This window comes from Colwellia aquaemaris (assembly GCF_057548755.1).
This window is the reverse complement of record NZ_BAAJLV010000001.1, coordinates 1,106,481-1,127,701: the sequence shown is the minus strand read 5'-3', so window position 1 is coordinate 1,127,701 and position 21,221 is coordinate 1,106,481. Positions and strand designations below refer to the sequence as shown.

The window sequence follows — 21,221 nt, the reverse complement described above, 5'->3', positions numbered from 1 at the left end:
AAGAATGTAACCAGAAAAATAAACAACATCTCCGATAATCATTACTTAGCACTCGATTCATTAGCCGAAAAACCTAGGCAAAACGCCACACACATGGTCATCACCAGCATTGACGTTAAAATAAAATCTATTTGCTCCTGAGACATAACAAAGTACTCCTCAAAACTGATAAAGCTTGGGTGTTCAACATAACCTGGCTTTACTTGAAAAAATTCAAAGTACTCAACAGGTGATAATGTCAATGCTCCGCTTGTACAAGGAAACGCTTCACCATTAACGGGATACATGCGATTGCCTGAAATGTAGCCGCACTCTACGTCACCAGAGTAATTTTCATTATTTGAAAGCAGTACAAATTCATCTTGGGTAAAAATAATGCGCTTATCTGGCGGACAGTAATTAATATCCACTTGTGTGTTGATGTACCTTGGCGAATACGGATCTAAATAACCACAATAAGCCATTAGTGTTTGCCCTCTAAAAACTTAATGAGCAAAAAGCAAAGCAATAAGGCCGCTGCTAACAGTGCTAATTGCTCCCACACACTAAAGCCTGTCCAGTAAAATGGATTGCGATTAATCATCACTACTCAACCTCATTAAGCACACGCACATCATCGTTGTGACAGATAGGGCAACAAACCATGTTAATTTTGGTCATAACATCAAGTTCCATTTCGCTACCTACCCAGCCGCATGTGCAGTGAAACATCACGTTTTTAATATCGCGCTCGGCGAGTAATAAAGTGTGTGAGTTCATACCCAAACGAGTAAAAGGAGCGTCCTTGCTATAAGCTTGTATGTTTGTCATTTGAATGATGTGCATCAGCTAACTACTTACTTAACTGACTCAAAACCTGACACAATATTTCGTGCTGGGTTTTCAGGGTCAGCGTCAAGAATTAAGTTAACCGGCTGCAAGAACGGGCAGTTTTCTTTAAACTGTTTAAACAGGCCAACATCAAAAGCCATGTTCACTTCTTGGGTGTCAAAGCCTGCTTGCTGAATGTTGTGTTGCTCGTTTTGAAAGTCTTGCGCTGGTTTTGCGTAAGTCACATTAGCGAATTGATATGGCTTAGGTGCACCTGACTTGTTTGATGTGCCTGAGCCAAGTTTTACAGATAGAACAACAATGTTTTTTAGTACTGACATAATAATTTCCTATTTTCGTTTAGGTGGTTTGAATTTGGTTTAAGTATTCCTGTTCAGATATCGGTATCGATAACCTGTCAGGTAGCCATGCCCTGCTGTAAGGCTCGGTAATGCCTTGCAAGAATTTTCCAATTATGTCGCTGTCTGACATATCGCAAAGTACACGCATCATGTTGATGGCTTTACGGGTTGAAATAACTTGGTTTTCAATAATGCGGTCAACCGTCATTTTGGCTTTTTTAATGGTGGTTTTAATAACGCTTTGCTCTGCATTTAAAAACGCTAATGCCGGATATGCCCCTGCAAGGTATTCACTGGGTTTAATCATGGTTTCAAGAGGAATAACGCGTTGGCTTGAATGAAGCTCTAATTCCCAACGTACCCATTTATCATTTGGGTCACCCATTTGAATGCCTTTCTCATAAACTCGTAATAACTTGCCTGACTCGCGTGAGCCAACATACAGCGAGCGACCTTTATCAGGTATAAAGCGAAAGTCTTTGCAGAGCTCTTTTTTAACTTTTTTGGTTAAGTGGCCTGATTCGATATACATGTAAACGGCTGGTCTGCCGCCAGAGCAGAAGCCGCCCTTTTTGGCATATTTACGGGCAACATTAACTGAGCGCGAGCCACTAAAATCATCATGCGCTAAATCAATACGGGTAATTTTAATTTCAGGAATGTGTTTAACTTCGTCATAAAGGCGCGAAAGGTCTAAGGCATCACAGCCTAGTCCCATGAAGGAAACATAACAGCCAAGGTTTTTACCACCCCAACAAATAATGCCAGCGTGTTCGCCGTCAGCATAAAGGTTGGCTGAATAGGTGTAATTAAAACGGCCTGCTGCATTGTTTTGTACTGTCCACATGTAGGTTTCACTTGTGAACACATGGTTAAGGCGGCAAACAAAACGTTCGGCTTCACCACAGCACAAGGTATCAAGCATGTTAATGCCGATGTTATCGAGCAAGTTATCTAAACGGTCACCGTATTTGGTTGCGGTATCAACTTCTAGTTCGCCCTTAAGCATGTGGTTAAGTTCATGGCGAGCAGCCACTTCACTTTCGGCCAGCGTTAGGCTGGAAAGGTCTAAGTTTTTGTAACTGCGCTCGTTATATTCACGGGTGATTTTTTTACAAGCATCATCATAAATATCGAGTATGTTTTGATAAGCCGATGTATCAAAAGCGTTAGCGCTAATCAGTTGTTCGTTCTTAGTGCGTTCAAGTAAATTTAAACGGCGAGTAAGCGAGTTTTCTTTGGCCTCGGTGATAATACCTGTTTTGACACAAGCGCCAATTTTGGCGAGATGTTTAACACGCAGTAGCCCTTCAGGTGACCACGTTAAGGAAAGCGCATCCACTTTACACGGTATGTTGGTAACAGGTTTGTTGTTTGTTGCACGTGTGCGTGACTTGAAATTACTGGTCATCAAACGCTCCTGAGTCATGAAGCTCTTGCCAGTTATCGTCGGTTACTTCAATTAAGTTGAAGTCTTGACCGTAGATGGGTTGTAAGAATGCGATTAACGATATTAAGTTCGAAAAGTGATGCACGTCGCCTTGGTGCTGAATAGCCACATCGCCCCATGCTTCTTTTTGAAAGTAGATATCTTTAATTTCAGAGTAAGGCATGGTTATGCGGCCTTCTCTGCTTCGGCACGAATTGCAGCCATGTTGATAAAGGTTTTTTCGCGTGCTTTTTGTTTGGCTTTTATGGGTAAACGACCTTGGTGAATTTGTTGGCGTACGTTGCCTACAGTGTCGTTTGTTATACGGGCGTAATCTTCTACGCTGAGGAATGGGAGCGATGAACACACAATATCGCGCTTTAGAGATTCAAATTGTGAGTCTGTAAGTGTAATATTGCCTGTTAACATCATTATTCCCTCAGTGTGTTACATTACATCAATCTGCATTGACGAGGAGAATATTAAACTTACATTTTGTCAATTACAAGACACAAAATATAATATTTTGTAAGGTTTCCTGTATGCATTTGAATTCAAAAGAAATATTTTCTCGATTAATGGATTTGTATAAAATAACTAAAATGAACGAATTTTCAGTTCATATTGGTTATAAAGAAAGCTGGGGAGCCGCGACAAGAAAACGTGAAGGAATCCCATATGACGCATGCGTAAAAGCGTCAATTGAACACGGTGTTTCAATGGATTACCTACTATTTGGAACGAAATCCGAAGATAAAAATGTAGATGCTAACGACTTAAAAGTAGCCGTAGCTGAAGGCTTATTTACGTTAATTCAAATGAAAATGATGGAACCAGCTGAAGGTGTGAAGATCTCAACAATGGCAACGGCAATAACCGATGAAATTATTACCAGTTGCGATATTGAAAAAAAAATAGAGCCTAAAAAGGCTATTTAAAGCTCTTAAATAGCAACATAGAATCACCATTAATGGCTAGAAATAGCAATTAAGAAACGAAGCGTAGTTGTTTCTTTTGATGTTCCCACTATAAAGTGGGCTCCATAAGCTTTGTCAATCAGTTGAAGTTTCGCCTAATGCTATTAATGTAACTCAAATTAGTCGGACACTGATTAGAGGGCATTATCAAACTTTTTACACCAAATACTATACCAGCACCAGCTACTCCAGCAATTAATGGCGTCATTCCTATAAAGCTAGAGATTCCAGCACTTCCTAGCCCCGCCCCCACAATACCTGAAAAATCGGTGTTAATCACATTCTTTAGGTGAGAAGTAACCCTCCTTATTCCTGACTCCTTTAAGGTTTTATCAATGTCTTTAACTGCCATCTCTATACGAGCCATTTGCATATTTTTTGCGCGAGGAATATTTTTAGAATTAAGTATTTTTTCGTTTACCTCATCCATATAATATCTAAAAGTGGTAAGTTCGTCTTTTCGTTTTTCCTTAAACTCTAAAATGTCAGCCAAAGGGGTGTCGAAACTCGGGACTGGTAACATATCATACAATTCAACTTCTACACCGACGCTTAAATTATGCTGAGTATAAAATGGAATATCCGCTAATTGAGCAATAGTCCAACAACCTGGCTCCTCTTGTTGGTTTTTTCTAAATGCAGCTTCTTGAGCAGCAATAAAAAATTCGCCTCTCCCAGAGTTTACAGTTCCTTGAAAAGTGACATAAGTTCTCTTTAAACTACCAACCTCTTCTAAGTAGTCGATATCCGGAGAGGAAATATGAATAAACATATTTGAAGGATAATCAATTTCATCCCAGTACATCAGATATTTTCTTAGTTCTAAAGGATCAGGTGATCCTCCACATCTTATTCCACCTGTATAAATAGGTGTAAATGGTGGGGAAACCACAATTCCTTTTTTAATCATACAAACCTCGATATACATTACTAACACCTCATGTAGAGGCAAAAAATTATTGTCTAAAATTAGCGGCGAAGGAGCAAAAGCCAACTGTTTTTTTGTCCTTGTTTAATTACTTATTAACTTCCTTTATCGCCTGACTAATAGGTTTAGATAAAATTTCAACAACAGACTTTTGGCTACCTAAATCATTTTCGTTACTTTGTGAGTAGCCAGTTGATTGTGGCGAAAATATACAACTTGATGCTTGTAATAGTACAGCATCTCTTACACCTTCATCACCTGAAGCTTCGACTAGGGCTCTATGTGTCATTAAAGCATTTTGTCGATGTTTATTAACTATTGCATTATGTTTGTGGTTAAGGAAATTCTTAGCTGAAAGAAATAACATGTAAGCCATGACAAAGAATATTAGTATTTTACTGAGTGATAATTGAATGGCGTCATATGTAGTCTCTGGTTTAAGGAATGGAACTTTATGGATAAACAAACTTAAAACAGCAAACGAACCTAAAGCTATTGCCAGTTTTACAGCATATCCTTGCCACCTATTAGCTTCGTCAACGTGGAGTTGCGATTCAGCACTGAAATGAGCTGCTTGTTGAGTTACACCTTCTTCAGCTGCTACTTGTCGAATCTCTGCTAATACACCCTTTGCATCTTTCTCATAAGCTGAGAGGCTTTCAGTTATTTTTGATGATCTATCTTGAATAGACTGTAAAGTTGACCTAGCATCAGAGTCTAACCGTTGAAAGTCAGCCGAACGGTGTAAAGAGTAAGCGATGTATTGATGTAACGCCTGAAATGTCGGTTGATATGCCTGTGTTATTTTTGTTATCAAGCTAGTTCTAACGCCACCAGGATTTTGTTGCTCTAAGTCAAAATCCAAAGCCTGTTTAAATAGTTGATAATTATTATTGGCATTGTCTCGAACGATAGTAAGTATATTATCAGGGAAATCCTGAAGGGCAGTAACTGACAACCTATTAAAAAGATCAATTAATATTTGGGCTGGTTGGACAGCATGATGAAAGTTGAGTTTACCTCCGAGCTCTGATTCACGAGGCAAATCATCAACATTAAAATTTTGAATCCTTTCTAAAGATTCTTTTGTTTCGTTGTATAAATCTTCTGTACCTACAATCATTCTAAATCCTTTTTAAAGTGTGCCTAATTTGAGAGGAAGTTAACGCCTCATTAAGAGGAAATTTATAGTTGGCTAAATTTAGCGACGAAGGAGCAAAAGCCAACTGTCTTTTGTCCTGCATAAACGACTTGTTATATGCCTGATATCGGTTCTATGCTTTTAATAACAAACCTATTGTCCAATACGCCAACAGAGAGGCATTAAGGACTAGAGGTATTAATAAATCAAATGCGTCTTTGCTACTAGCCAATACTTTGATGTAGCAACGTAGAACAGAGAACCTTAACTGGTTCCTAAGCCAAAAACTTTTAATTTTTGGAGCTGAAAATAAAGATGTTTGATCGTCATAAATAAATTCTTTTAATCCCCATTTCTCGCGCATAGCTGAACTTTTTAGAGCCATTTCTTCAAAACCATAGGATGGATTCTCAGAAAAAGTTATTCGTTCTAACGTAAACTCTTGATTAAAAATGAATTCAACATTTGCAGCTACTTCCCACCCTTTATCCTCATGTGTTGGAACTTCAGGATCTCCATCATATGTATAATGTTCTATTTTAATCTTTGGAGGATTTTCAGGCTCATGTTCAAATTTAACTTGATGATTTATTTTGTCTGAGAATATTTTTGTATCAATGAATTTCTTTCCTGATGTTCCAGATTTTAAAAATATGACTAGCGCATTACAATAACCCTTTTTAATTATATGAAGGTGATGCAGTGTATAACGATACATTGCAAAACTAACTAATCCCCAATAGAGGAAGAAAATACGCTCAGGGTTTGGAAAATTAATAGAAGGTAACCAAGGTATAGCTATTTCTGTGCTAGTTAAATCAACACCAATAACTGTATGAGCTATTCCAATACAAAATAGGGTAAGAAGCCCTTTAGAGGTATTCGTAAAACTCGGATCTGTAATTTTATCAATAGGATTCATGTAAACTCTAATTTGTGATTAACGAAGGCATATAACGCCGCCTTAAGCGGTGAGTAATAGTTGGCTAAAATTGCGTAGCGAAGCGAAACCGAGCCAACTGTTACGAGTCCCGCTTAATTTTCTTGTTATGCACCGTCACTTACTGATTTGACTTCACCTTCTAATGTCACTATTTCATTACTTCGGAAGTACCTACCGCGCTTAAATTCACCTTTTCTTTTTAAATAATTAATAAAATCAGTTAGTACAGACAATCTCTGTTCATCTACTGAAATCGAATTATTTTCAACTTGAATAAGCCCCTCACTTCTTAATTCTTTGAATAAATGTTGGGGCTTATATATATCGTACTTTTCATCGATATCAATATCTTTACTTTCTACGAGGTCTTTGATTAAGTCTTTCGTATTCATGATGAAATGAATATCTTTCAATTGATGAGTATTTTTTAATATATAGTAATCAAAGAAAAAGTTATCTTTTTCAGTGACTTTATCACTATCGTAATCTTTGAAGGTTTGAACTAGTTTTTCTTTACGACCTTTTTCGCGCCAATCACTAAATCTATCTATAACGGAAACAATACCAATAATCCCAAAAATGAACATAAAGCCATAAGTGAATAACCGAACAACGTTTGAATAAATTCCGCCCCCAAATGTTTTTTCAAGAAACGTCTGTTCATTTACAGGTGAAAAATCACGAAGTACTTTAATTTTATTAATTGTAGCTATTTTTCCAAAAGCTTCGATCGACGGTTCTTTTCCTACTTCATGTAATACAAGAATTTTTATTTCAAAAAACTCTGTAGGTTCAAGTATTACATTTGAAAATGAAACACTAGTATTATTTGTTTTAGTGGTAATGAGCTTTTCTTTTAAATAAGTATTACTCGCGCTGAGTAATTTAGGATCGTCAGCAAGCTCACCATTTACTACATTAAACCCTACTGGATAATTAACATCGTATAAGCTCGATAAAATAGAAGAATCACCTCGGTTAATAACTTTAAAAGTAATAAATCTTAAATCTTGTTTCCTCTTACTTAAGCTCTCACCTTCATACAAAACATCTAAACTTCCCAACTTCTCCTTAATATCTAGCACGCTCGAGTCTGCGGTAACAACAAAATTTAGGTCTGGTTTAGTCTCTTTCACGAAACCTAAATAAAGAGAAATCCCCCCAAAAATTAAAGCCATTAAAAAACCTAAGAAGGACCATGCAAACTTATTATCCATGTTCTTAAAATTACTTATAAACGACATTGAATTCCTCAGAGCTAAAATTTAAAGGTGCATAACAGCTTATTATGAGAAAGCAATCCTTGTTTAAAGCAGGATAATTTCCTCTTCTTAAATTTATTTTCACATAGCAATACTGAAATACATTGTATACTTCAAATAATTGCTATATGTATTTGGAAAACAGAATACTTAGCACTAAAAAAAAGTCCATTACACGACATTACAAGGTGTTCATTTTGAGGCTAACTTCCTTTAACGAGTACGAGAAAAGTTATCTAACTTCACTATTTTTAATACGCGTTTTTTGTTTTTATTCTCTAGTGCTTCTTTTACTGATGTTTCCCATTCTTTTAAATATTTAACTCGTACGTTTGGGTTAATTTTCTTTATTTCTAAATAGCGTTTTAATAGCTGTTTTTCGTAATAAACAGGGTCTGTTTTTTCAAGCCTTAATGCTTTGAACAGAATTATTAACACTATGACGATAAACGCCCAAACCACACCTTCCATTTAATGTTACATCCATAAATAAAAATACAAATGCTCAAAATATATAGTGATAAAGTAAAAGCCGAGTGAGCATTGATAAACCACAATATCGGCTCGTCACTTTCATAAATTATTACCCTAACTCTATGAATAATCATATAGCTAATGGCTATCAGGAAATATATTAAATATATCCATAATGTTGATCTAGAATGCTTTACTCTAAAAAACATGTGTAAAGCAACTGCTGTTAATATCACGTTCATTGCGGCCGTTGCCGCGAGTAAGTAAAACGTGTAAAAGTCGCCTTCTTCTTTTAAGTACTGGTTAAATACAAATGAAGCGATAGCAACAGTGATTATAATGAAATTAGACTTATTAACTTGTACATTTTTGTAACTTAGTACAAAACAAATTACATATGCTACGAGGTAGAACTTAGCAATGGTATGTGCAAGCTCAAGTGTTATCACTTTTTCACGGGTCTGGTCGGGTGGCCTCCACCTTCATTGAATAAAGCGCGTGCTTCATCGGAAATACTTATCGTGTCTTTTGACTGATTTGTTGATTTTTCAACATCTTGACTTGGTAACTCGGTAGGCTTTACCGTGTTATTTTGCGTGTTTTGTAGGCTAATGCTAGCGTTAGATTTGATTTCCATATCAGTTCCTTATTCCCTATCAGGCTGATTACGTTAATGTAATACTTTAAAAATCACAATGACCTGACTAAATAAATGTGTATTATATGTTACATAATCTCTATAAGGATATAAAGATACATATGTACAAATTTACGCTTCTTCTTTTTGTTGTTTTCAGTTTCCCAACGTTTGCCGGTTCTAAGTGTCAAGAAGAGTGGGACTCATATAAAGCAGTTCAAGACCAATTAAGACATCAAAGCTATGAATGGTTAAGAGACAAAGAGCGCCGAAAGCATGCGGAATACCAAGACTGTCGAAAAGGTAAAACTAAGAAGAAAAAACAAAAAAGTGCGTATAAGAATTACAGTAGTCAAACAAATAAAAAAACAACTACTAGCAAGACAAGTAGAAACCATATATTAAACTACAAAGCGCCCCGCACCAGACATAACTCTGTTATTGATATTAAGGGTTATTTCACAGGTGAAAAGCAAAACGATTGGCTAGAATATTATAGAAAAGTAAAACCTGAATTTTGTAAATCACCAAAATCGACAAGCCAATTTGCTAAGTGCTTAAATAACGAGAAAGAAGAAGTAGAAAAGTTTAAAATTCTTTGGAGAGTACGCAACCCCGGTAAAGAGACACCTAGTTCGATAGTTCTTGGTCATGGATAATGAAAAAAGTTAAAAAGGTAGAAGACGGTATATGGAAAACTGACTCGGAAAAGTCACCATATCAACTCGACTTTAGGCCTAATGGCCATAACGGTAAACGTTATAGAAAAGGTTTTCTTACCTTAGGTGAAGCACGCCGTTTTAAAAATCATCAAATAGCTATAGCTAATAGCGCAAAAGATTGGGAGCCTGACCCTGATGATAATAGAAGACTCGGAGAGCTTATTGACCTTTGGCATAACTTACATGGTAAAAGCTTAACCGATATTAAAAAACGTTTAGCTAAGATGAAAGCTATGTGTGAAACAATGGGTAACCCTATTGCACGAAAAATTACGAGTAGCGATTGGACTGAATATAGAGCTGAACGCCTCAATAGTGTGTCCATTAAAACGGTTAACAATGAGCAAACGTACCTCAATGCTTTATTTAATGAGTTAATACGGTTAAACGAGATTGCTGTTAATCCGATTAGAAATGTTAGAGCGCTTAAATATAAGCAGCCAGAAATGGGCTTTTTGTCACCTGAAGAAATAACCGTTTTATTGGAAGAGTTGAAAAAATCTCGAAATAAAGATGCTTATATAGTTACTAAAATTGCATTGTCTACTGGTGCCAGATGGGGCGAAGCTGAAAGCCTTACTGACAGGCAAATTAATAATAATCGAATTATTTATACTAATACCAAAGGTAAGAAGAACCGTATTATTCCTATTGATGATGAATTAGCAAAAGAGATCCCAATTAAGAAAGGCCGATTATTTAGTAGTTGTATTGGCGCATTTAGAAAAGCATTAGAACGAACGGCGGTTCGACTTCCTAAAGGACAAGCAAGTCACGTTTTAAGGCATACGTTTGCGAGTCATTTCATGATGAGTGGTGGCAACATTCTTGTATTACAACAGGTATTAGGCCACGCTAGTATTAATGATACGATGAAGTATGCTCATTTCAGTAAAGCGCATTTGGAAGATGTTGTTCGATTTAATCCGTTGAGTCAGTTGTCGTGAACTCTCAATTTATTCTGATTTGCATATAAATAAATTTTTCATCGGATACAAAAAAACACCAACCATGATGATTGATGTTTTTAGAATTTACTATTTAAGCTATATAAATACTATTTTTTAGTACGACGTAATACCAAACCAACCATTCCTAATGCGAAAATAGCAAGTGTTGAAGGCTCAGGTACCGATTGTACGTTTGCATTCGCAGTAAAAACAACTCGGTCCCAAGCTGTAGAGCTATTTAAACCCGTTGCTGTTCCAGCTCGCCATCCACCAAAAACCTCTGTAGCAACTGACGAAGAGGTACTTGAGCGATTTGTATGCCATGATAGTCTTTTACTGGCGTTTACGTTATTAGTATCAGCTGAATTCTGGGTAATTGTATCGCCTAAGCCAGCAAAACCTAATGAATCACCATTGATGTACCATTCCGCGCCATTCAGTGACTTTGTTACATTATCAGCTGTATATGTAATAAAGTCAGTCCATTTCACAGCCGCTAACAATGTTATTGTATCACTATTGCCATTAATCGCGCCTAACATAATGTAATCTTGGTGGCCTGAAAACATATCATCAATGCTAATGCTTGCAGCGTAATCTCCACGATATAACAAGTCCCATCCCCAAGTACTTGTGACGTCGTTATATGCAACGTTCTCTTGAACACCGTGTGGAATTATACCAGCGTTAGATACATTACAAACCAATAGAAACACAGCAGTGAAAGCAGCTTTTAAAAACTTAAATTTCATACTTTTACATCCTTTCAAAATAATTAAACAGCGATTTTCAACAGATAAAGCAAATTTCACACCACTCAATAAATAACATTTAATTTCAAACATTTAAAAATTTTTCATTGTAATTTATAATAGTTATGAAAAATAACCTGACACTTAAAACTCATCAACCAGATGTCAAAATATTTGCTTATATAAATTAAATTAATTCAGTAAAGTAAAACTGTAATTGGAAAAATAAGTATATTAATTTGACGATAATTACCAGCAACACTTAAATTCAAATCATTACGTTGGCTATCAATCAGAAAATCCATCAATTAAAAACTTTATATGTTAGATAGCCCTATTGTTTTCAACAACCTATTGCAATTATACTGGCGTTAAATGACTTTAAATTAACATATAATTACTTATGCATTTATTATCGAGAACTCGAGGTTTTACCCTAATTGAATTGGTTGTTGTTATTGTTATTCTTGGCATTTTAGCCTCGGTAGCAGCACCTAAATTTATCAATTTAAGTAGTGATGCAAAAATTGCTACTCTTAACGCAGTTAAAGGTTCTATGGAATCTACTATTGATTTGGTTAAAGCTAAAGCACGAGTAAAAGGTTTAAGTCCTGTATCATCTAATCCAGGTTCGGGTCAGTCAAACTATGTTGTAAATTTTGGCTTTGGTTCAGCAGAAGTGGATTTTAGAAATTTATGTCCTGAAAGTAGTGCAGAACTTGGAACGCAACTTGATATGAAAGACTTTTTAGAAATTAATTCTGAAGAGTTTGAGGCTACAGCTACAACCAATCAATATACATTTATTGGCTATGATATTCCTAATAGAAACTCTCCTGTAACAGGACAAGGTTGTTATATCATCTATGATTCATTTGGCGATCCTGATTGTACAGTAACAGTTGTCACGAATGATTGTTAAAAGAACTAATCAATAGAGAAATATTAATAACAAAAAAAGTACCCAATTAATACCCAACAGCATTTAAATATTGTGACAAACACTAACGACGAATAACGCCAAGCTATTGATTAATATGTAAGTTATTGTTTTTCAATTACATTATATAGGGTCGATTCCCCCCCGCTCCACCAAAATAAAGACCGTTTTTAGTCTAACTGTTATACCTAGTAACTTTTAGATTTGGCGATAAACAAATAATCGTTTATGACAAGAAACCGCTTAATAGCGGTTTTTTTGTGTCTGTTGGTTAGTTAAAAAGAAAGGAATTAAATGTAAACAATTTATAAGTGTCAGTAACTGAAGGACTATTTACGTTAATTTAAATGAAATTAATGGAACCAGCCGAAGGTGTGAAAATTTCAACAATGGCAACGGCAATAACCGATGAGATTATTACCAGTTGCGATATTGAAAATAAATCAGAGCCTAAAAAGGCCATTTAAGCTTTATAAAAAATAACGGCCTGCTAAGTGGCAATATAATTGTTGGCTAAAATTAGCGACAAAGAAGCAAAACCAACTGTTTTTATCCTGCTTTTATAACTTGCTATATTTTATTTATAAACTCTAGAGTGCCTTTCTTACTCGCATAAATTTGCTCAAATGATTGATGCCTCATAGCTTCGTTATGCGACAAAACCTCTTTATTACCAAACTCTAAATATGTGCTACCCAAAAAGTATTTTTTTTCAATTATTATCAACGATAAGAGTGGTGATATTGGATAATAAAAAGCTAAACGGTCAGGTCCTTGCCCTTCAGGTGTACTGCAAGAAAAAATATTTATAACGGGTTGATCACCTGTGATAAATTCATGATCGGAAATGTTTTTAATTAAAACCAATTTAAAATCTTTACGCTGGTAATAAAGGTTCCTGCCCATATTTGCTGCTAATATATGACTAAGTATATTCCAAGTGTTTTCAACAGTTTTTGGGTGGCCTTTTTGAGTAAAGATTAATTTAATACTTTCTCGTATTTTTTTAGTTCTCATATATTGAACGGATAAATAATAAATAAAATCCATAAAGCCTTCATCAGTTTCAAAAAAGGAGGTCTCTTCTTTTAACAATAAATCCAAATATTTATGACCTGTATTTTCAATGCTTGAATGAAGCTCTTCTTCAAGATTATGAAGAAGAGCTTCATAATAATTAACAAGCTCTGGATCTTGAATTTTTGATAGTTGAAGATTTTTCTCATAGTGCCAATGAGGAAAAGTAAAGTTTCTTAATAGCCGTTCATGATTCGCAATTGATTCCTTTGGAGAATTATCAATTGCTAATTTCCTTATAAAATGAACATCGTCACTGGATAAATTTTTAAGTTTATAAAAATCTCTTTCTTGAGCTACGCCCATTAAATTAGGATTAATAATTTTGTTTTCTCTCAAACAAAATATCTTTTCATCCTGAGACCATGCCCTTAAGTACTTTCTCCAAACATAATGATGTCTTCTTTTTTTAATGATATTCATATGGTCAGGTTAACACTCAGAATTGCATTGAAACATAACGTCCCGTATTAATTGGCTTGTTAGGTATTTCTTCCTACAGCTTTATCACATTCATTAAGTAGCTCTTTATATCTATGTTCTATTTGATTTTTTAATTCAGGAAGCTTTTCTACATCTAGTTGATCGGCTATGGTATTTGAGCAAATTAAATTGAACTCTCTAATTGCTTGAGCTACTTTAGGGTATCGTGAGAACTTTCCGGCTGAAAATATTAATTCTTGTGAAGTAGGTGAATACAAATCAGAAATTTCATGGGGTTTGATGCAGCTAAAAACTACTTCTTTAAGTAATCCGGCATCTTCTTCCAGTTTAAAAAAGCGTTCTAGCTCTTTATTCCATAATTCCATTCTTTTTTCTTTCTTCATTAAGAGCTTTGTATTAACTAACAAAGTAATTATTGATGTTAAAGCTGCGATCATTGCAGCGATTAATATTACAGTTTCTCTATCCATACTGAACTCTATGAAATACCTAACGCCTCGTTGAGAGGCAAATAATTGTTGGCTAAAATTAGCGACGAAGGAGCAAAGCCAGCGTTTTGCGTCCGTTTAAATGACTTGTTATGCCTCTCCCTGTCGCCATATTTCATCCGAAATTTGTCGCAAAGTTATATCATTTAATGCAGTACTCTCTACGCATAGGTCTATATTACCCCCTAAATGACCCTGCAATTTATTTTTGATTGCTTTCTCTACAATTTTACCATGAAGAGATGCAAGGGGAGCTTGATCAAATTCACTATTACACATTGTACTAATTGCGCCAGCATTAGGCTTATTTCCACCACTATAAGAAGCCTGTAGCTGCCTCATATGCCTCGTATTAATCATTTTCTCTACTATTTTATCTCTACACTCATTTACGCTTTCTTCTAAAAAAGCGGATGCTTGTTCCAAGGTAACTTCAGGGTAAACAGAATTAACGTGCTCTTTTGACACAAAATAACTCTCAGCGTCATTACCTTTGGTAATAAATACCTTAATTCCTATGTCTTCTAATGATTCTTTATATGTAGTAATTTCACTGAGATCCATATAGTCTTTATCACGGTGAACAACGACCTTTGCAGCTGGAGCATGGTCAGTAATAAACGAATTTAACGCTTTTATTATTTGTATATTTGTGCAGCATTTATACGACCAAATTTGAAACTCATCCTCTATAAATCCAGAAGATAATGCTAACTTATTAATATAGGAAATATCTGTGTCCTCAGTTAAAAGAATACATGGGATGTCTCCCCCTCTTAACATATCACCTTTATCTAAGGCTCCGATATCTAACAATATTTTCCTTTCTGAATCATCGGCGTCTTCAATTATTTTACCAGAGCTAATCCAATGAATAAGTGCATGACCAGTTAACTCTTCCAATAAATGCCTAGAATGTGTAGATATTATAATTTGACAGCCTGTTTCTTCATTAAGCTTACGCAGAAGTGTTGCTAAGACACGTTGATTGTTTGGGTGTAGATGAGAATCTGGCTCATCTAGAATTAAAATCTTAGGTTTGTACAAATAATAGTAAGCAAGTATCTGTATCGATTGCAGAATTCCTGTGCCACAGGCATCTATTGGTAAACTTACACCATCTTTTATTATACGAGCATGTATTTGTTCATCGTAATTTTCATTAAAAGCTACAGATATCTCGTAACCAGGGAATAATCCATTAAACTTTCCAATAAATTTATCCCAATCGGAAGAGCTTTTAGATAATAGAAATAATATGTTTCTAAATACACTATTTGCATCACCTTTTGCAGCAGCCTTTCTTACAATTGAAGGCGGCTTATATTCTTCATAAGCTGGAATACCAGCCAATCCAGGAACTATAATTGAATATGGATTCTCTATATCTTGAAGTTTTTCACCTAAAACTTTACCGTTAATAGCTGTTGAAATGTTTTTATTTTTACCTTTTCTTATGGTCACGTACGAGCTATTTGCGCCTTCATTGAAAGTTACTTTAATAGCAGTATTTAGTTCCACTCTAAGACGCCCATTAGGGGCTAAAGCCTCGATATCTCTTAACGGTGAATAGAGTAAATCTTCACTAGAAATAGATGTTGGACATCTGCCTTCGTTTGTCCACCTTGCATTTTGGTATTTAGTCGTTTGCGCAACTGACACTGAAAACTGAATGCCTTGTTGAATAGTACTTTTTCCAGCATTATTTGAACCAATTAATACTGTTAGCCCTTCTAAGGGAACTTCAAGTTCATCAATATTTTTAAATCTTTCTAACTTAATACTAGTAATCATTTTTATCCTAAAAACATACAGGTAATACAAAGAGGCATAACGCCCAATTAACAGGCAAAAAACTGTTGGCTAAAATAAGTGAACGGAGTAAACAAAAAGCCAACTGCTTTTTGTCCTTGTTTAATTTCTTGTTAGTTTTATATTTCCACTTCGTCTCGAACAAAAAGATAAACGGTAGTAAGCTTTTTGTCATCATTTCGTAAATGTTCAAGTATATTTTTGGGTTGATTTCCGATTGAGACTTTGTAGCTTTTAGATAAAAATTTATTCCCTTTTCTATCAGTAGTCGAGAGCTCTAGCGTATATTCACCTGCAACCAATATTACATCTGATTTTTGATCACCCGATAAGTCGTAATTAGCAAACCTTAATAAATGCTGATTACCCGATTTCCCATGAACTAGCATTGGGTGAGCATCTTTTCCTTTACCCCAGCCTGTATCATCACTATCAGTATTATCAATCGCATAATCTTCAAACTTCAACTTCCAGCTTTGCTTCGTTGGTGATACAAGGTTTAACTCAAAATCTTTAATTGTACTAGAGGAGTTTCCTTCATTTATAACAGTGATAGGAACATACATTGCAAATCCTTTGGATGGGTAATACATCCAAATTTTATTATCAATGTAAATGTCGATATCAGCCTTTCTATGGCTTAATTTATACCCCACTATAGTTCCGCCTAAAGCACCGACTATGGATCCTCCAGCGCCAATGAGTCCTGCTAACATTGTTGCATCAACTTCCACTAAACTCTCCTTTAAAACTAACGCTTTGCTAAGCGTCAATAAAATAGTTGGCTAAAAATTAGCGAGGAACGAGCAAAAGCCAACTGTTTTTTGTCCGTTTAAGCAACTTGTTAGAAATTCTATAATTCAGCCGTATGATACTTATACGGACTATGCGATTTATCTATAATAATTTCACCTTTTTTACCTAAAACTTTGCCTGCCCATGCTGATACTTTTTGAATGGTACAACCAACGGAATCTGCAACTTCTCTTGCGGTTAAAGCTTCATCGGGTAAGAGCTGTGATATTAAACCTAAAATTCTTATTTCAACTTCGGCAAAATTACCATTTGTCACAGGAGCCTCTTGATGGATAATTTCTATTAGCTTTTCATCATCCTCAAAGCAGCGCTTAACTTTTGATTTTTGAACGTCTTCTTCAGCGTAAATCTTGTCACATTCAGGACACTTATAACTCTTTTGCTTTGACTCTAAAAAATAAGGGTCAAATGTTGAAAGAACTGAATCATAAATAAACCTAATTGGTGTATATTCATCTTTTTTATCAGCATATTTAATTTTGTATTCACGACAAACATCATAATCTATTGAATAGAGATTATAATTTCCGCCATGTTTAGATGTGACATTTTCTGACATAAAGTGAATTAGAAAATTCTCACAGAGTACATTTAAATATTCATTTCTGATTGGATCTGCCATGAAGTGACTTGCTGGTCTATCAGGGTATTTATTTTTCTCTTCTATTGCCTTAGCTAATATTGCATTCCACATATCTAAATTAAAGCCTGGAACTAGCCTTTTTTTCACACTTCCTAAAAATTGTTTTTGATATGTTTTTCTTGCACTACTAATTCCATAGTTAATTTCAGCTAAACCAATTTTAGCATCAGAATTAGAGCCTGCTTGGACAAATGCGTTTTGTAAAATAATACCAATGGTTCTTGATACGCCTAATGTCTCTCTGGTTATTCGATAAACGATCTCGGTAAAGTTAGACTTAAATACATCAGTTAATTCTAAATTTGGACAAAATTTTTCTATTCGTTTAGTTATTAAATTTTCTACAAATGTCTGAGTTTTATTTATTGCTGCAATTGTTCCGTCGTACCTATCCGCGTATTCATTAAAGTCTAGAGGTATAGGGAATATATCTCTACCAACTATGATTTTCTCACCAAAATCATAACGGTCGGTAATAACACCTATTTTGAAGAACATACCGATTCTAGAGCCTAAAAATGACTTTAAAAGAGCACTAAAAGTTGCTTGTGCTTTAGGGCTTAAATCTGAATATTCATCAACGAACACATAAATAAAGTCTATGCCTGCTTTTTTCTTTATATCACTTATTTTATTTAGAAACTCTTGAACATTGAGCCCTTTAATTTGCTCTACGGTTTTACTTTGAGCAAGTTCGTAGGATTCATTTTGTTTACCAGAAACTTTTGCCTTAGTGTTTGATATTTCAGCTGATACTTCAGAATTTTCACCAACTTTTTTTGCACTGGTTAAACTAACCTGCTTTGAGGTAGAAAGTGTAATCCCTTCAACTAAAACTTTTTCAATGAAGTCCAAGTCATCCAAAGCTGGATTTTCTTTAGAAAATACAGCTAAAAATTTCTCTTCAAACATGAGGTTAAGCTGCTTTTTTAGAGAATCTATAATTTGGCGAATGAAATGAATCTCAGTTAAATTGAGGTCATCATTTGAATCGAAAAGGTCATTACAAGTACTTAAATCAATATAAATAGGAAGTACTTTATCTTGCGTTATTAAACGCGCTTTATCCTTTAGCTTTGGTGCTATTGATTTTAGGCATTCGTAATAGCCTCTTAAAAGGTTGGTTGTTTTTCCTGTCCCCCTTCTACCACTAACAAAGTTATCTTGCTTTTGAAGTAAGCTCTGTAGCATTCCGAAGAAATCAATAAAGTATTCTTCTAAATCTCCAAGTTCATTTAAATTGTCTAAAGTAATATAATCCGCTCTCAATATTGAGTCGAAAGCACTTCTTAATTTTTGTTTTTCTTGTCCATTCATTTTTTATTCCTAAAACTTTAACGACAACCACAAGTTTGATGAATTTCTAACAGCTTATTATGAGGAAATAATCCTTGTTTACAGCAGGATAATTTTCTCTTATTAAATTTAATTTTACATAGCAATACTGAAATACATTTATACTTCAAATAATTGCTATATGTATTTGGAAAACAGGATACTTAGCACTGAAAAAAAGTCCATTACACGACATTACACGACATTACACAGTGATTATAATGAAATAAGACTTATTAACTTGTACATTTTTGTAACTTAGTACAAAACAAATTACATATGCTACGAGTTTAAAGGCATATCATTTCGAACGAATATCGAATAGCAAGAGTTGTAGGAATTATTTGTAATTAGTAATGTTCGTCAAGCTCAATAAACCATGCTTTTCCTAGCTAAATTTTAATAAACCAATGCCGCGTTAAGTGGTGAGCATCGCTGCTACTGCGCTTAAAAGCTATGCCATAAACACCCATTCATATTTTTGTGATGAAACTGCTAATCGTAGGGAGGATCACGGTCCATGTTAAACGCTTTGTTATTTAATTTTTCACCACATACGGAAACGCCCAAAGTTATTAGCTTTGGGCGTTTCTTCTAGCAAACTGGTTTCGACAAACCGAGCTTTAAAGTGTCATATGCAGAATTGGAAAGGGTTTTCCCATATCATCAAGTGGTGAGCGTGAAACGATTTTGAATCCCATATGCTCATAAAAACCTACGGCCAACGGGTTTTGTTCATTTACGTCGACTTTGGTGGCATTTAACTGCTTTATTGCGTAATGCAGTAGTACCTTACCAACACCTTGCCTTCTTGCCTCATTTAAAATGAACAGCATTTCAATCTTTGAGGCGTGAACTCCCACGAACCCAAGAATTGAACCACTTTCATCCTTCACACATTTTAATGTGACGGCAGGAAAAGCTTGCTCAATGATAATTGGTTTAAAAAACTCAATATCCTCTTCTGTTATGAAGTTATGAGTTGCTCGGACTGAATTTTCCCAAACATTAAGCATTTCTACGTAATTTTCAGGAAGCACATTTTCTACAATCATTCGATTTTCTCTTAAGTTGACTGAAATTCATGTGCAGCCGCGAGCGCTCATTCTAGCCCTAAGAAATATGAAATGTCTACAAATCACATAACGCCCATATTACAGTGGCTGAGCAATGTTTAACTAAAATGCGGGGCGAAGCGAACCTGAGCCAAACTTTAACAGCTTCTCTTGACGAGCTTGTATTGTGATTGTATTACTCATCTACAATTGTGTTAAAGCCACCATAAATTAACCGCTTACCATCGAAAGGCATTGGGTTATTATCTGGATTCATTCTTGGATCTTCCATCAACGCTTTCCAACCTGCGTCACGAGCTGTTTTGGAAGGCCATGTAACCCAAGAAAAAACTACTGATTCATTTGCTTCTCGTTTTACAGACATTGGAAATGACGTTATTTCCCCTTCGGGAACATCATCTTCCCATGTTTCGACAATTTTTAATGCTCCATGTTCTTTAAATACAACAGCAGTAAGTCGTGCATGTTCAATGTACTTTTCTTTATTCGTGGTGGGTACAGCTGCAACAAATCCGTCTACATAGTTCATTTTAATATCCTTAAATAGTTATAACTTTTAATCACCATATTTGCATATAAAGCAGAAAATGCCTAACGAAGAGGCGAATATGTGTTGGCTAACATATGTCAGCGAAGTGTAAACAGCCAATTATTAAGTTCGCCAATTGTTTATAACACCTTAAAAAATGAAAAATAAGAAAATATTTTCCCGACTACGACTAGAAAGAGAAGCCCTTAAAGCTTATCGATTAGCTACTGAATACGCTATCAAATCAACTTCATGAGCATCATTTTTAAATTTCATGCCGAGTTCCTTTCTAATTTCCCTTCTAAGTTGGCCTAACAAAGTTAACTTAGACTTATTACAATTGTCATCGAGCTCACTTATTAGTTGATTTAACTTTCTAATTTGTTTTCCACTGCCAAACAAATATATGTCTGAAACCGCAGAAGAGAATTCTGTTTGATATGAATTATCTGGCGACAAAATTGAGTCTTCTATCGCTTTATAGGCACTAATTAATGGCTCTATCCTTACATCTAGCTTTCTTTTTACTAGCTCCTGCTTTTTAGCTATTTTATACGAAACTATCCAGCCCAAAATAGCAATAATCGATACAACATAAGGGGCAAAATATTTAACGTCTTCTATATTCATCTCCACATATACCTCCATAAGTTAACAGCATTATCTCTATACAG

The 21,221-nt window shown here is 35.1% G+C and carries 25 protein-coding genes; 4 read left to right on the top strand and 21 right to left on the bottom strand.

Annotated elements, in window-relative coordinates; all coding sequences use genetic code 11:
• Positions 1-41: 41 nt before the first annotated feature.
• The 6 genes from AC27HL_RS04995 to AC27HL_RS04970 all read right to left on the bottom strand — a co-directional run bounded on the left by AC27HL_RS04995 (position 42) and on the right by AC27HL_RS04970 (position 3,033).
• Positions 42-464 (bottom strand): hypothetical protein, encoded by a 423-nt coding sequence (locus tag AC27HL_RS04995; RefSeq protein ID WP_487079416.1) that lies wholly within the window; start codon positions 462-464, stop codon positions 42-44.
• A 121-nt stretch (positions 465-585) separates the two neighbouring features.
• Positions 586-825 (bottom strand): hypothetical protein, encoded by a 240-nt coding sequence (locus AC27HL_RS04990; RefSeq protein ID WP_487079414.1) that lies wholly within the window; start codon positions 823-825, stop codon positions 586-588.
• A gap of 11 nt (positions 826-836) precedes the next feature.
• Complete coding sequence (locus tag AC27HL_RS04985; protein WP_487079413.1) at positions 837-1,151, bottom strand: hypothetical protein; 315 nt, start codon at positions 1,149-1,151, stop codon at positions 837-839.
• 19 nt (positions 1,152-1,170) lie between these two features.
• On the bottom strand, positions 1,171-2,583 hold the full coding sequence (locus AC27HL_RS04980; RefSeq protein WP_487079411.1) for a replication initiation factor domain-containing protein: 1,413 nt from the start codon (positions 2,581-2,583) through the stop codon (positions 1,171-1,173).
• Positions 2,573-2,785, bottom strand: coding sequence for a hypothetical protein (locus AC27HL_RS04975; protein WP_487079409.1), 213 nt, complete (start codon positions 2,783-2,785; stop codon positions 2,573-2,575). The genes AC27HL_RS04980 and AC27HL_RS04975 overlap by 11 nt, the downstream gene beginning before the upstream one ends.
• Before the next feature lie 2 nt (positions 2,786-2,787).
• Entirely contained in the window at positions 2,788-3,033 is a 246-nt protein-coding gene (locus AC27HL_RS04970) for a hypothetical protein (protein WP_487079408.1), read from the bottom strand.
• A gap of 110 nt (positions 3,034-3,143) precedes the next feature.
• Here AC27HL_RS04970 and AC27HL_RS04965 point away from each other — a divergent pair, with 110 nt between their 5' ends.
• Positions 3,144-3,539: a helix-turn-helix domain-containing protein gene (locus tag AC27HL_RS04965; RefSeq protein WP_487079406.1), complete on the top strand. Its 396-nt coding sequence runs from the start codon at positions 3,144-3,146 to the stop codon at positions 3,537-3,539.
• 118 nt (positions 3,540-3,657) lie between these two features.
• Here AC27HL_RS04965 and AC27HL_RS04960 read toward each other — a convergent pair whose 3' ends face one another.
• The 6 genes from AC27HL_RS04960 to AC27HL_RS04935 form a co-directional block, all read right to left on the bottom strand.
• A complete protein-coding gene (locus AC27HL_RS04960; protein WP_487079404.1) occupies positions 3,658-4,506 on the bottom strand; it encodes a DUF6236 family protein in 849 nt (282 codons plus the stop codon).
• An 88-nt stretch (positions 4,507-4,594) separates the two neighbouring features.
• Complete coding sequence (locus AC27HL_RS04955; protein ID WP_487079403.1) at positions 4,595-5,629, bottom strand: hypothetical protein; 1,035 nt, start codon at positions 5,627-5,629, stop codon at positions 4,595-4,597.
• A 151-nt stretch (positions 5,630-5,780) separates the two neighbouring features.
• A complete protein-coding gene (locus AC27HL_RS04950) occupies positions 5,781-6,569 on the bottom strand; it encodes a hypothetical protein (protein WP_487079401.1) in 789 nt (262 codons plus the stop codon).
• Between the two features lie 125 nt (positions 6,570-6,694).
• Positions 6,695-7,834 carry a hypothetical protein gene (locus AC27HL_RS04945; RefSeq protein ID WP_487079399.1) on the bottom strand — a complete coding sequence of 380 codons (1,140 nt, stop codon included), beginning with the start codon at positions 7,832-7,834 and terminating at the stop codon, positions 6,695-6,697.
• 231 nt (positions 7,835-8,065) lie between these two features.
• Entirely contained in the window at positions 8,066-8,323 is a 258-nt protein-coding gene (locus AC27HL_RS04940) for a hypothetical protein (RefSeq protein WP_487079397.1), read from the bottom strand.
• Between the two features lie 448 nt (positions 8,324-8,771).
• Positions 8,772-8,963 carry a hypothetical protein gene (locus AC27HL_RS04935; protein ID WP_487079395.1) on the bottom strand — a complete coding sequence of 64 codons (192 nt, stop codon included), beginning with the start codon at positions 8,961-8,963 and terminating at the stop codon, positions 8,772-8,774.
• Between the two features lie 122 nt (positions 8,964-9,085).
• Between AC27HL_RS04935 and AC27HL_RS04930 the strand changes: the two genes are divergently transcribed.
• The gene (locus AC27HL_RS04930; RefSeq protein WP_487079393.1) at positions 9,086-9,622 is read left to right on the top strand and encodes a hypothetical protein; all 537 of its coding nucleotides are present in this window, start codon (positions 9,086-9,088) and stop codon (positions 9,620-9,622) included.
• Positions 9,622-10,632: a phage integrase gene (locus tag AC27HL_RS04925; RefSeq protein ID WP_487079391.1), complete on the top strand. Its 1,011-nt coding sequence runs from the start codon at positions 9,622-9,624 to the stop codon at positions 10,630-10,632. Before AC27HL_RS04930 ends, AC27HL_RS04925 begins: the two co-directional genes overlap by 1 nt.
• Positions 10,633-10,742: 110 nt before the next feature.
• Here the strand turns inward: AC27HL_RS04925 and AC27HL_RS04920 are convergent, their stop codons facing one another.
• Positions 10,743-11,387 (bottom strand): PEP-CTERM sorting domain-containing protein, encoded by a 645-nt coding sequence (locus tag AC27HL_RS04920; RefSeq protein WP_487079389.1) that lies wholly within the window; start codon positions 11,385-11,387, stop codon positions 10,743-10,745.
• Positions 11,388-11,790: 403 nt separating this feature from the next.
• On the opposite strand from AC27HL_RS04920, the gene AC27HL_RS04915 reads away from it, so the two are divergent.
• Positions 11,791-12,309, top strand: coding sequence for a type II secretion system protein (locus tag AC27HL_RS04915; protein ID WP_487079387.1), 519 nt, complete (start codon positions 11,791-11,793; stop codon positions 12,307-12,309).
• Positions 12,310-12,897: 588 nt separating this feature from the next.
• Here the strand turns inward: AC27HL_RS04915 and AC27HL_RS04910 are convergent.
• The 8 genes from AC27HL_RS04910 to AC27HL_RS04875 form a co-directional block, all read right to left on the bottom strand.
• Entirely contained in the window at positions 12,898-13,827 is a 930-nt protein-coding gene (locus AC27HL_RS04910; protein ID WP_487079385.1) for a DUF4238 domain-containing protein, read from the bottom strand.
• A gap of 59 nt (positions 13,828-13,886) precedes the next feature.
• Positions 13,887-14,318 carry a hypothetical protein gene (locus tag AC27HL_RS04905; protein WP_487079383.1) on the bottom strand — a complete coding sequence of 144 codons (432 nt, stop codon included), beginning with the start codon at positions 14,316-14,318 and terminating at the stop codon, positions 13,887-13,889.
• A gap of 108 nt (positions 14,319-14,426) precedes the next feature.
• A complete protein-coding gene (locus AC27HL_RS04900) occupies positions 14,427-16,130 on the bottom strand; it encodes an ATP-dependent nuclease (protein ID WP_487079382.1) in 1,704 nt (567 codons plus the stop codon).
• A 137-nt stretch (positions 16,131-16,267) separates the two neighbouring features.
• Positions 16,268-16,882 carry a hypothetical protein gene (locus tag AC27HL_RS04895; RefSeq protein WP_487079380.1) on the bottom strand — a complete coding sequence of 205 codons (615 nt, stop codon included), beginning with the start codon at positions 16,880-16,882 and terminating at the stop codon, positions 16,268-16,270.
• Positions 16,883-17,001: 119 nt separating this feature from the next.
• Positions 17,002-18,924: an ORC-CDC6 family AAA ATPase gene (locus tag AC27HL_RS04890; protein WP_487079378.1), complete on the bottom strand. Its 1,923-nt coding sequence runs from the start codon at positions 18,922-18,924 to the stop codon at positions 17,002-17,004.
• A gap of 641 nt (positions 18,925-19,565) precedes the next feature.
• Positions 19,566-19,997, bottom strand: a complete 432-nt coding sequence (locus AC27HL_RS04885) for a GNAT family N-acetyltransferase (protein ID WP_487079376.1) — start codon at positions 19,995-19,997, stop codon at positions 19,566-19,568.
• A 196-nt stretch (positions 19,998-20,193) separates the two neighbouring features.
• The gene (locus AC27HL_RS04880; RefSeq protein WP_487079374.1) at positions 20,194-20,547 is read right to left on the bottom strand and encodes a DUF1428 domain-containing protein; all 354 of its coding nucleotides are present in this window, start codon (positions 20,545-20,547) and stop codon (positions 20,194-20,196) included.
• Positions 20,548-20,760: 213 nt separating this feature from the next.
• Positions 20,761-21,183, bottom strand: coding sequence for a hypothetical protein (locus tag AC27HL_RS04875; protein WP_487079372.1), 423 nt, complete (start codon positions 21,181-21,183; stop codon positions 20,761-20,763).
• Positions 21,184-21,221 lie beyond the last annotated feature (38 nt).